Below are 12,964 nucleotides of genomic sequence, written 5' to 3'. Positions count from 1 at the left end.
GCCAAACGAGATTAACCAATCAATAAGGGCCCAAGAGGGCGACCACCCACTAAGTGCATGTGTATGTGATACACCTCTTGCCCACCATGAGCATTGCAATTGACCAACAAACGATAGCCATCTTCAGCAATGCCTTCTTGCTGCGCAATTTTCTTCGCAACCGTAAATAACCGACCAAGAGCCCGTTCATCTTCAGCGTCGACGTCATTGACGGTTGGAATCAATTTATTAGGGATAATTAAGATATGGCTAGGTGCTCTAGGATTGATGTCTCGAAAAGCGGTGACGAGTTCATCTTGGTAGAGGATATCCGCTGGAATTTCTTTACGAATGATTTTACTGAAAATAGTTTCTTCAGCCATGAAGCGCTCCATCGATAGAATAATTAGGCCATTAAGTCTGGCTGAGTATGCGACAAGGTGTAGTAAATCTCAATAAAAAACACCGTTCACTTATCAAATCCAGAAGTTACATTCACAAATAAAATGCCAAAAAGTATTTTTGCAGCCTAGGTCATAAAATGCGTATTTTAAACTCCATACAATACTGATTAATTTGTTAATTTTTTATGACTGTTTGTCATTACTATATTCAGGCCTCCAAACACAACGATAGGTAGTACGTTTCACCGGAAAAACATAACGGTATCTATCAAGCCATTTTATGTTGGATGAGTCATTTTTTTAAATGAGAGAGATTTCAAGGGAGAGAAGCATGCAAGGTTCCGTAATAAGGCGTATGTATGCCGGATTTACACTAATTATTATTATGTTTGCTGTGACCGTCGCTATCATGATGGACGGAATGGAACAAATACATTCCAATTTTGAAGGAGTATCAAAATCTGCATTACCACTGGTTTCTTTGTCTAACCAAACCAGCGTCCAGCTCCTGTCTGCGGACAAATCATTTAAGGATTTCTTAACCACCCAAAATAGTGAGCGGATGGCAGAAAGGCGTACCGAATTCACTCAGGCACAAACTGACTTTCGAGCGGTATTACAACAATTGGCCGACGCCAGTTCTTCCCACCCAGAGCTGACTGAACGCATCGAACAGCTAAGACAATTGGAACAACGTTATTTTACTGAAGCTTATGATGCAATGAGCAACTATCAAGCGATGTTTACGTCACAAGAGAAAGTCCAACAATCGACACGTAACTTTCAGCGTCTGCACTCAGAACTCAGTGTTGGCATGAAAGAGTATGTCGATGATCAAAGTAGTATTTCCGTCAAAGTGATGGCAAAAAGCTATTTCATCAAGCTTCGCGATGCAGAAGTGATTACCTCTGATGCCCTTGCCAGCTCCGACATGGATTTTGTTGAAGAGGCGGTAGCCAATAACCGTAAAGCGGTTGCTCATCTCAATTACTCCTATCGAGGTCTAACAACACAGCTTCCCGAACTAAAAAAAGTCTTTGATGAGTCTGTTGCTCAATTCACACAAGATATTGGTCAAAAAGGTGGGGTACTGGATCAACACAATGAGTACCTCAAAGCACGCTCAGCGTTGTATGACAATATCGCCAACTTAGCCGCAGAAGTGGACAATGCGATGGTTATTCTTGATTCATTTAACCAAACTGCCACTCAAGAACTCGATGCCGCACTAACCGAAGCCGGTGAAGTCTATGATTTAGGTGTATACCGTGCAATTGGTATTGGCATTTTGGTTGTCTTACTTGCTACTGGTATCGGCTACCATATTGCACACAGTGTTCGTAGCCCGCTTAATCGTATTCTTTCCACACTGGAAAGCCTGACACAAGGAGATATGACTAAGCGCATTGAAGTGCGTTACAACAACGAATTTGCTCGAGTAAGCACACATATCAACTCACTGGCCAATAACCTGCATGATATTCTGATGAAGCTCAATGAAGCTTCTGATAATTTGACAGCTACAGCAAACAGTAACCAATCAACGTCACAAAGCGCACAAAACAAGCTGAACAGTCAACGTGAACAAACGGCTAACGTGGCCACAGCCATGACCGAAATGGCGCATTCCGTTCAGGAAGTGGCGCACAGTGCACAGAGTTCACTACACATGGTTCAACAAGTTGAAAGTGCTTCTGAGTCTGGTCGACAGGTGATGAGCAATAACATTTCCACCATCAATCAATTGGAAGCTCGTCTTAATGACTCCGTCGATGCTGTCGGCGAATTACATAAAATGAGTAGTCAAATTGGCTCAATTTTAGACGTCATTCGTAACATTGCTGAACAAACCAACCTATTAGCCTTGAATGCCGCGATTGAAGCTGCTCGAGCTGGAGAGCAAGGACGAGGCTTTGCAGTCGTTGCCGATGAAGTTCGTGTTTTGGCACAACGGACAACCGAGTCTACCTCAGAAATTGAGACCATGATCAGTAACCTTCAAACCAGCTCTGGTACTGCAAGTAAAGTGATTGAAACCTGTATGCAGGATATGGAGCAATCGGTTGAACAAGCCTCCAGTGCGAACAGTGCCATGGAAGAAATTCAAGCATTGATCATGGAAATTAGCCAAATGAGTACTCATATTTCTCAAGCGGCCGCAGAACAAAGTGAAACCACCAGTTCGATAGCGCGTAGCATTGAAGATATCAACCATATCGCGGACGAAAGCTATCAAGCAATGAATCAGATCGCACAGACCAGTGAGAGTCTAACTCAACTCGCCAATCAGCAAGGTCAACTTGTCCATCGGTTTAAATTATAAGGAGTCAAGGCTTGGTTGACCTTTTAACCGATCATTAAGCTGGCGCAGTGTCGATTGTTAGCACTACGTCAAAACTTCTCGCAAGGGTGACATTTCCATACGGTCACCCTTGTTTTTTTGCCAACCCGCCGTTATATGATGAATAAGGCTTGCTCGCTTCTTTTTCCTTTTCTCCACTCTGCAAGCCAAACATGAGGATAAAATATGGCCGTTCATGTTGGCATCATAGATCAGGATCCGGTACGTTTGGTCACCCCACTACTGGATAATCGAACCATTAGTCGACACATTGTCTTTATCGGTGACCATACCCAAGAGGCCATGTATGTTCGTTTACATGCCGTATTAGCCCAAAGAGAGATTACCTCTGAGTTTTTTGAAATTCCTTACGAAGCAAATATTACCGAAACAAAATTAGCCATTCGCCAGCTCGCAGAAGACCTCAAACAGCGCCAAGTGGAAGTAAAACTTAATGCCAGTTGTGGGTTGCGCCATCGATTATTGTCTGTCTATGAAATTTTTCGAACCTATCACTGGCCCATTTTTGTCGTTGAACCACGTAGTGATCGCCTATGCTGGCTCTATCCCGATGGCAGTCAAGATACTCAAGTACAAGATAATATTACGATCGCCGACTATCTGACCATTTTTGGTGCCCGTGGTGAATTTTGTGAGCATAATCGCCCGCCTCAATTGGATCAAAAACTGTATCAATTAGGAGAACGTTGGGCTAGCCATGCATTAGAACTCGGGCCAGGCCTTGCGACCTTGAACTACTTAGCCACCACCTGTCGAAAAGAACAAAAACTGGATGTTGAACTCTCCGATAAACAGCAAAGTTACCGTGAACTCAATTTACTAATCACCGATCTCGTGGAAGCCAATATTGCCACGTATCAACAGGGCTTACTGACTTTTTCTGATGAAGATGCTCGCCGCTTTGCCAATGGTGAATGGTTAGAAACGCTGGTGCACAGTACAGTAAGGCAAATCCAAGATGTGATGCCGACAATACAAGACCGCTCGCTTAACGTGCAGGTTTATCGCCAACTCGGGGAACGAGAAGTCCGTAATGAATTAGATGTCGCAACCGTCGTCAATAATAAACTGCATATCATTGAATGTAAGACAAAAGGCATGCGTGATGATGGTGATGATACCTTGTATAAGTTAGAGTCCTTGCGTGACTTGCTCGGGGGGCTGCAAGCCCGTGCTATGTTAGTCAGCTTTCGTCCATTACGCCATAACGACATTACTCGTGCAGAAGACTTAGGGCTAGCGTTGATTGGACCTGACGAATTAAAAGATCTCAAGACACACTTAACACGTTGGTTTCAAGCGGCGGGAGGCGGCGAGCTATAGTTTCTCGCAGGTAAAGAAAAAGCCCCAAGGGGCTTTTTCTTTACACTTTCATTTTAAACCATCGAAAAATCAGCTATCGTCTTCAGTAAAGTTTGACGGTAAGGTCATTTTCATTTGATTCCAGATTTGCGCACTTTCAATACCATAATGACGAATCACGATGGGTAATTGCTCACGAGCATCAGAGTGACACACTTCTAGTAAATCACGGTAAAAAGATAGCGCAAGTTGACGTGCTTCTGCGTTTGAAAAATAATAACTCCCCACACGGTCATACAACTTCTTTAAACCATTAAAAATTAGACCGTAGATCTGATTACCAGAATGGAAGGCTAGGCGCTGAAATAACATGTAATCGTAAAAGTTAAATGTTTTTGCGATTAACATCTCTTCTCGCGTGTATTCCTCATTGTCACTTTCATCTTTAATGTGCTGCTTAATTTTATCAGCATAGGGTGAGGTCGTAATAAAAATATCCCAAGACTCTGCTGCTAATAATGCCTCACAAGACTCAATCACATTGCTGATCGTTCTCTCAGAATTCTCTTTGTTCACTTTGAATGCATAACGCATAAAGATAGGGCTGATATTCGTACGAGCGGCAAGTAAATCCTCAACAATACTGGTGGCATTCTCAGCATCCAATGTCATTAACGTATCTAAAATATGCAGGCCCGATGTTTCCATAAATTGATTTACTTTGGTCGGTTTACCATGTTGAATGGTTAGCCAGCCATCTCGGGCAAGACGCTGAAGGACTTCTCGTAATGTGGTACGAGTGACCCCGATAAGTTCAGAAAGCTCTCGCTCGGCAGGTAAAATGGAGCCTGGTGGGAAACGACCATTCCAAATGCTTTCAATAATGTATTTTTCTGCAAAACCTGCTGGGCTTTTTGCTTTAATGACCATTAACTACTAATCCAGTTTCTAATTTATTTGGGTCGAATAGGACTCATCATACCACTAGTTTTCATTGAGCGGAAACAAACCCTAAGTAAACTTGTCACATCTTCAATATTAGAGTAACAACTCGATTTCAATCGTTAATTGATTCAGCAAAGAGATTATATCGACTCATTTATTCAATTTAATTTATCAAAAAGCACCAGTGAAAAGCGCTACCGTGTGGTTTACTCCCACCACATCATCCACTACTCTTTTACACTCGCAATTGGGTCTTATCGTTTGAATGTCCCATTTAGCGTGTGATAGGTCCGCAAAGTTATCAAGTAAGGAGATGAGTAAATTTATTCATTTAGCGCGGTTCGTGCCTAAGTACATCAATGTACTTATTCTTTTAGGGAATGACTCAGTAACAGTATGAACGTATCCGTTTATAGTTTTACTCAGTCATTATGAGAAATGATTCCATTAGATTCTTCACACCAGAAACCCCACGTTCTTAACGATAGGCCATGAAGAAAGATTCACTGGCTAATGAACCTTGGATAGAAGCGTCTAATCTGACTAACACAAGAGTAATAATCATGCCGATATCACTCGGAAGTGCCTTTATTAAGAACTTTCTGGGCAAAGCACCTGACTGGTACAAAATTGCCATCATTGCCTTTTTAATCATCAATCCTATCGTCTTCTTTTTTATTCATCCTTTCGTCGCAGGTTGGTTATTGGTCGCTGAATTTATTTTCACTTTAGCCATGGCGTTGAAATGCTACCCTCTACAGCCCGGGGGATTGTTAGCGATTGAGGCAATCGCCATAGGCATGACAAGTCCAGATCAAGTGAAACATGAACTGGTTGCGAATATTGAAGTACTGCTACTGTTGATGTTTATGGTTGCAGGTATCTACTTCATGAAGAATTTACTGTTATTCATCTTCACCAAGATTTTATTAGGTATCCGCTCAAAATTGATTTTATCAATGGCCTTTTGTGTGACGGCAGCTTTCCTTTCTGGATTTTTAGATGCTTTAACGGTAATAGCGGTAATAATCAGTGTTGCAGTTGGCTTTTATTCTATCTATCACAAAGTGGCATCCGGGCAACCTTCCACTTCCTCTCACGATCACACCCATGATGAACAGATCTCAGAACTGACTCGTGATGATTTAGAAAATTATCGCGCCTTTTTACGCTCACTACTGATGCATGCAGGGGTCGGAACGGCACTGGGCGGCGTAATGACCATGGTTGGTGAACCACAAAACCTCATTATTGCAGACCATGCCGGTTGGTTGTTTGGTGAGTTTTTTATCCGTATGTCCCCCATTACGGTTCCGGTTTTTCTTTGTGGGCTTCTCACTTGTCTATTTGTTGAACGCTTTAAGCTCTTTGGCTATGGTGCCGAACTGCCAGCAAATGTTCGCCAAATTCTGATGGATTTTGATAATCACACCCGCTTGAATCGAAATCAGCAAGATATTGCTAAACTTTGGGTACAAGCCATTATCGCCGTCTGGTTGATTGTCGGATTAGCCTTGCACTTAGCTGCCGTGGGGCTGATTGGTCTATCCGTTATTATTCTTGCGACCAGTTTTTCAGGTATTGTGGAAGAGCATGCCCTAGGAAAAGCATTTGAAGAAGCCTTACCGTTCACCGCACTATTGGCCGTTTTCTTCTCCGTGGTTGCCGTCATTATTGATCAACAATTATTTACTCCGATCATCGACAGTGTGCTGCATATTGACGATAAAGGAACGCAATTAGCTCTATTTTATGTGGCCAATGGCCTCTTATCCATGGTGTCTGATAACGTCTTTGTGGGTACTGTGTATATCAGTGAAGTGCAAGCGGCATTAACTCATGGGCTGATTTCTCGTGACCAATTCGACCTACTTGCTGTAGCAATCAATACCGGCACCAACCTACCATCGGTTGCCACACCGAATGGGCAAGCCGCTTTCTTATTCCTACTCACTTCAGCACTTGCACCACTCATTCGCCTCTCTTATGGACGAATGGTTGTGATGGCTTTACCTTATACACTGGTGATGAGCTTAATCGGTTTAGGGGGAGTAATTTTTCTACTTGAACCGATGACCAGTTATTTTTATGAAATGGGTTGGATTACCCACCATAGCCTGAAAGCGGCCGCTGAAATCATGGGACATTAAAAAATTTGTATTGAATAAGAAACTATTCCACGTTAAAAAGCTCTGACTATTATGCCAAGCCATTGATGTTCATAAACATCAATGGCTTGAATACTATCTTAATTACGCAAGGATGATGATGTGAACGCTCTTTTGCTACTCAAACGTTTCTCTCACAATCGCCTCTCTTGGGCTCTTTTATTGATTTTTGTACTCTTTTTTGAGCTTTGTGCGCTTTATTTTCAACATGTTATGCTTCTTGCTCCTTGTGTTATGTGTATTTATGAGCGCATAGCTATGCTTGGCATAGGGATTGGAGCATTCATCGGCTTCATGAATCCAAAACATCCAGTCCTTCGCTGGCTAGGGCTTATAACTTGGGGAGGAAGTGCCTATCAAGGTTTAACCCTTGCCCTACAGCATGTGGATTACCAACTAAACCCTTCTCCATTCAATACTTGCGATCTCTTTGTCACCTTTCCAGATTGGGCTCCACTCAATCAATGGGTTCCGTGGCTGTTTGAAGCTTATGGGGATTGCAGTGATATTTCTTGGCAATTCCTAACCTTAACGATGCCACAATGGTTAGTCGCCATTTTTACGGGTAACTTAATCGTACTTGGAGCCGTAGTCGTAGCACAGTGTATTAAACGCGTAGAATAAATGAACAACAAAAAAGCCCACCAATCGGTGGGCAAAATAAGCAGTGCGAATAACTAATTAAAAGAAGTACTTGAAGCGAACACGAACACCGACATCTTGATCATCGGCATCATTATCTACTTTTGAAAGGTAAGAACCTAGGTAGATAGAAAAGTCTTCAACATCTAATACATTGGCTATCTCATACGATGCCCAAGTCGTATTCATTTTCAGTTTGCTTGTGGTTTCTTCCTGAGAATAAATGTGACCTAAACCAAAGCGTTTATATTGGATTACGGCACCTACTGATGAATCTTCTCGATCATTGGTATCAAAATCACGGTATGCATAGCTCAGATCTAAGCTAAAATCCTGTACCGCATATTTAATCGTTGCCCCATAGCCAAGGTAATCATTGTCAGCATCCGCTTTATCAGCCGTTAAGTTCGCTTCCATACCTGCCGCAAAACGTAGGCTATCGGTTGCTTGGAAAGCGGCAACAGGTCGAACGAAAACCGCATTCTGATCTGCGCCATTATTTTCTTTGAATAATGACCCCATCTCAAAATACAGTTTATCAAGCGATTTTGCATAGCTCACTTGCCCATAGTCACCACGACCACGCGCATCTTTTAAACGGTAAGGCTCCGTTCCCGCAAAATCAAGCATCGTATCTTGACCAACTGGAAACATATCAAATGCTTCAAAACGGCCTACTTTTAATTCCCAATCAGCTTGGCGACCGATAGCGAAGAATGCATCATCCAGATCGACATCGCCTGTAGATTTCAGTAGCGGTTGAACTTGTACTTTTAGATAGTGATCGTTAGCGACAGCGCGTTCGGCAGCAATTTGCACCAAAATACGGCCACTCTGGCTAAAGTCTTGGGTATCTTGGTTATTTCTATCTTTGTCTACTGCGTTGAGATCGTACTCAACATCACCACCAATTGTGAATAGACCCTGTTCATTTTCAACACTGATTCCGGCATTAGCTGCCAGTGCAGTCGAAACTAAAACGGAAGCAAGAGAAAGTTTACCAAAGGTATTAAATTTCATTATTATCTCCATTGACCTTAAGGTCATTGTCTTGATTTTATTGATTTAATGCTTTTCCTTAGCACAACTCAGAAATGAAACTGATTAGGGGGTACATTGTTTCAATGTGGCAATCTTTTCATTTCCAAGGTCAGTGACCACTGTACATGCGCATCCCTGCATGCCACTGACGGAGGAGAGTCTACATTCACCAAAACCATAGAAACCATGAATTTGATCACACAAGGAACCGTTCCCAATTAATGAATGATGAGGAATATTCTCTTCATCACGCTTATAGAATTAATTTGGATAAGAAATTAATTCTTGGCACGATTATTATTGTTAATTTTTTTACTGAAAAAATTAATTCAGCTGATGAATGTAAATAAATAGAAAAGGAAAAGAATAAGAAAGAAGGTGAGGTTCCATTTTCTTACTTAAGAGGTTAAACGTTAAAACGGATAATCTGTAAAAATAGTGGAAAATAAAAAAATGCTGCCGAGATCACTCTAAGCAGCATAATGTAAAGAAGTAAAAGAAATTAATCTCTAGGAGGAGCTGGAGCCAGTACTTCTCGATTACCATTGTGCCCAGGTGCACTCACAATTCCTTGAGCTTCCAGCTGTTCAACAATACGAGCAGCACGGTTATAACCAATTTTAAAGCGGCGCTGAACACCAGAGACAGAACCTCGACGAGTTTCAACCACATGTTCTACAACTTGATCAAAGAGAGGATCCATATCCTCATCGTCTTCCATTCTTTCACCCGGCAGCAATGCCTCTGGCCCTTGATCACCGTTAATAATATCGCTGATATAGTTAGGTTTACCACGTGCTTTCCAGTTATTTACCACTGCATGAACATCATCATCAGAGGCAAATGCACCATGAACTCGGACCGTATGGCTTGACCCTGCAGGCAAGTAAAGCATATCCCCCATTCCTAATAACGACTCAGCCCCCCCTTGATCCAAAATGGTTCGTGAATCCGTTTTAGTCGAAACCGTAAAGGCAACCCGTGTAGGAATGTTGGCCTTAATTAACCCGGTAATTACATCCACTGAAGGTCGTTGTGTTGCCAAAATAAGGTGAATACCCGCAGCACGCGCTTTTTGCGCTAAGCGAGCGATCAACTCTTCAACCTTTTTCCCTACCACCATCATTAAATCGGCAAATTCATCAACCACCACCACGATGTAAGGCAGTTTTTCCAATAATGGAGGTTCAATATCCATACTGTCCCCTTCATTCCAAAGAGGATCATGAATGGGGTGCCCTGCTTCTGCCGCCATTTTCAGCTTATCGTTAAAGCCTTTGATGTTTCGGACACCTAATACAGACATCAATTTATAACGGCGTTCCATTTCTCCCACACACCAACGCAATGCATTGGATGCATCTTTCATGTCAGTAACCACTTCAGCAAGTAAATGTGGAATACCCTCATAAACCGACAACTCCAACATTTTTGGGTCAATCATGATAAAACGAACATCTTCCGGAGTAGACTTGTACAGCATACTGAGGATCATGACATTCACACCAACTGATTTACCCGAGCCAGTCGTTCCCGCAACAAGAACATGAGGCATTTTTGATAAATCGGCCACCACGGCTTCACCAGCAATGTCTTGCCCTAGTACAATAGTAGTCGGTGATTTTGATTCTTTAAATTGACGACTACTGATCACATCAGACAAGTAGACAGTTTGACGGCTCATATTAGGAAGCTCTAACCCAACATATGGCTTACCTGGAATGACCTCTACGACCCGAACAGCCATAGCGGACAGAGAGCGAGCCAAGTCCATTGATAAGCTAGAAATTCGGCTTACTTTAACACCGGGAGCTAAATCTAACTCAAAACGGGTAATGACCGGACCAGGGAAAATGTCCACTACTTGCGCTTGAATCTTATAATCAGCCAATTTTGATTCAACCAAGCGGGCTATCTCTTCTAAAGCGGCTCGGTCGATAAAGTTTTCTCGTTTTTCAGGATGATACAACAGCTCCAAAGTCGGCATAGGTTCTGTTGGTTTTGGTAAATGAACATCTTGTTGCATCAAAAATGGGTTTTGCTTAGCTGCGATGTTAGCTTGAGCCTCTGAAACCAATGTTTGAAAAGCCTGTACATCAGGATCATCGTCACGTTCAGCCTCTGTTGTGGGTTCGTCCATGCTCATCGACTGTGTTTTCGATTGATTTTCTTCTACTGGCATTTCAACCACATCCAGAGTTGAGATCATCGGTTCAGTAAAATCGTCATCCCCGTCTTGTTTAGGTAATGAAGAAATAGTGTGGCGACTCTCTTGCTCATCTCGTTCGATGGCTGCCGTTAACGGGGCCGATGAAGCGTGATCATTCGGTAGATGTCCTTCGTCGAGATCCACAGCATAATCGTTATTCTGGCGAGCCGCATTCTCTAGCTCTTCGATGGTCGTACAAAGCTGCACCTCACGCGATGGCGTGGGAGATAATGGTTCACCGTCATCTGGATAAGAAAATTCAGGAGCTTCCTGCAAAGAAACGCCCTTTGGTTGAACTTCAGCGGGACGCGGCTCTGGTATATGGATATTAAAGTGTCGCTCTTGCGGCTCATCCTCTTGATCCATTGGTGATGATGTCACCTGCGGTTCATTCTTCTCAGGCTCCTGAGATTGAGAGACCGAAGACCGTTCAGCCACTTGAGGTTCGACCAATTGTGGAGCTACTAACTCAGGAGCGTCACCACGAAAACGATTGACCAACCATTGAAAAGCACTGATCCCCCCCTCTCCTAGCCATTCCACTATCGTCAACCAAGAAATACCGGTCAGTAAGGTGAATCCGGCTCCCCATAAAAACAGTAAAACCAACGTGGTACCTAATAAATTCAACGTCGGTAACGCAAGACTGGTTAATACATCACCAATGACCCCACCGGAGGAAAAATACCAAATATCATCAAAATTAATATCCGCAAGACCACAGCTCGTTAAAATGAGCATCACTAAGCCAAGTAGCCTTGTACCCCACAAGGTAAAATCTAAACGTTCATCTTCATCTCTTAGCCGTAAAAAGATCCAAGCACTGAGTGTTAAAATAATGGGTAATAAATAGGCTAATGAACCAAAAACAAAGAAAAGAGTATCTGCCACCCACGCACCAACAATACCACCAGCATTTTGAATATCAGAACCCCAAGCCGTTTGTGACCAAGATGGGTCGGCGGGGTGGAAAGTCAGTAACGCCACCGCCAATAAAATGGAAGACAGTACGGCCAAAATCAACCCGCACTCTTTTAACCGTTGTTTACCATTCAAGCGTAAAGACTGAGGCTCTTCACTGGTCTTGATGATTGTTTCAACTTTATGATTGTTCTCTTTGAACATAAACCAACTTGACTATGATAATGCCCAATATGCAGCACACTATACGCATATCGGAGGGGTGAAAACAGTCCGAGCGGCTACTGCCGCTCGGTTTGTTTGTTGATTTAACCATACCAAGGTCAAAAACCCAATCTATCTACGTCAGAATGTGGCAAGAAGTCTCTTTACCCCGTTCTAAACGATTAACGAGTTTTAATCACCAACTGGTTGGTTTGTTTCACTTCTTCCATAACCACATAGGTACGGGTGTCATTTACACCGGGTAGACGCAACAAAGTGTCTCCCAAGAGTTTACGATATGCCCCCATATCCGATACTCGTGTTTTCAGAAGATAGTCAAAATCACCAGAAACCAGATGACATTCTTGAATATCATCTAACTTTTGTACCGCAGTATTAAATTGTTCAAATACATCAGGTGCACCACGATTCAATGTAATCTCAACAAACACGAGCAATGAAGCGTCGAGATATTGTGGGTTAAGTAACGCAGTATAACCCGTGATATAACCCTGACGTTCTAAACGACGTACACGTTCTAGACAAGGAGTAGGAGAAAGACCTACTCGCTTGGATAATTCAACGTTCGAAATGCGACCATCTTTCTGCAACTCATTTAAGATATTGCGATCAATACGGTCAAGATCCTTGGACGGCCTTTTATAATTGTCTGCCATTTTTTATTCCACCTTATTACTTCCTTGCAAAAAAATATACTACAACTTCTTTATATTCAGCATCAAACTTTATATATGCACAACTAAACTAGTTATAAATTCGATACAAA

General features: G+C 42.5%; 9 protein-coding genes. 4 read left to right on the top strand and 5 right to left on the bottom strand.

Features of this window, described 5'->3' with window-relative positions:
- Positions 1–11 precede the first annotated feature (11 nt).
- On the bottom strand, positions 12–362 hold the full coding sequence (hinT, locus tag EXA13_RS00535) for a purine nucleoside phosphoramidase (protein ID WP_238131384.1): 351 nt from the start codon (positions 360–362) through the stop codon (positions 12–14).
- A gap of 352 nt (positions 363–714) precedes the next feature.
- Between hinT and EXA13_RS00530 the strand changes: the two genes are divergently transcribed.
- Together EXA13_RS00530 and EXA13_RS00525 are read left to right on the top strand one after the other, a co-directional pair.
- Positions 715–2,706, top strand: coding sequence for a methyl-accepting chemotaxis protein (locus tag EXA13_RS00530; protein ID WP_238131383.1), 1,992 nt, complete (start codon positions 715–717; stop codon positions 2,704–2,706).
- Between the two features lie 204 nt (positions 2,707–2,910).
- Entirely contained in the window at positions 2,911–4,068 is a 1,158-nt protein-coding gene (locus EXA13_RS00525; protein ID WP_238131382.1) for a DUF1887 family protein, read from the top strand.
- 69 nt (positions 4,069–4,137) lie between these two features.
- Here the strand turns inward: EXA13_RS00525 and fadR are convergent, their stop codons facing one another.
- Positions 4,138–4,977: a fatty acid metabolism transcriptional regulator FadR gene (fadR, locus tag EXA13_RS00520; protein ID WP_238131381.1), complete on the bottom strand. Its 840-nt coding sequence runs from the start codon at positions 4,975–4,977 to the stop codon at positions 4,138–4,140.
- 578 nt (positions 4,978–5,555) lie between these two features.
- Between fadR and nhaB the strand changes: the two genes are divergently transcribed.
- Positions 5,556–7,142, top strand: a complete 1,587-nt coding sequence (gene nhaB, locus EXA13_RS00515) for a Na(+)/H(+) antiporter NhaB (protein WP_238131380.1) — start codon at positions 5,556–5,558, stop codon at positions 7,140–7,142.
- Positions 7,143–7,262: 120 nt separating this feature from the next.
- Positions 7,263–7,784 (top strand): disulfide bond formation protein DsbB, encoded by a 522-nt coding sequence (dsbB, locus tag EXA13_RS00510; RefSeq protein ID WP_238131379.1) that lies wholly within the window; start codon positions 7,263–7,265, stop codon positions 7,782–7,784.
- 57 nt (positions 7,785–7,841) lie between these two features.
- On the opposite strand, the gene EXA13_RS00505 is transcribed toward dsbB, so the two are convergent.
- From EXA13_RS00505 to lrp, 3 genes are all read right to left on the bottom strand, one after another.
- A complete protein-coding gene (locus tag EXA13_RS00505) occupies positions 7,842–8,822 on the bottom strand; it encodes a carbohydrate porin (protein ID WP_238131378.1) in 981 nt (326 codons plus the stop codon).
- A gap of 523 nt (positions 8,823–9,345) precedes the next feature.
- Entirely contained in the window at positions 9,346–12,177 is a 2,832-nt protein-coding gene (locus EXA13_RS00500) for a DNA translocase FtsK (protein ID WP_238131377.1), read from the bottom strand.
- A gap of 182 nt (positions 12,178–12,359) precedes the next feature.
- Positions 12,360–12,854, bottom strand: a complete 495-nt coding sequence (gene lrp, locus EXA13_RS00495; protein ID WP_004726475.1) for a leucine-responsive transcriptional regulator Lrp — start codon at positions 12,852–12,854, stop codon at positions 12,360–12,362.
- Positions 12,855–12,964 lie beyond the last annotated feature (110 nt).

This window comes from Vibrio cincinnatiensis (genome assembly GCF_022113815.1).
Classification (GTDB): domain Bacteria; phylum Pseudomonadota; class Gammaproteobacteria; order Enterobacterales; family Vibrionaceae; genus Vibrio; species Vibrio cincinnatiensis_A.
This window is presented reverse-complemented; position numbering and strand designations above follow the sequence as displayed.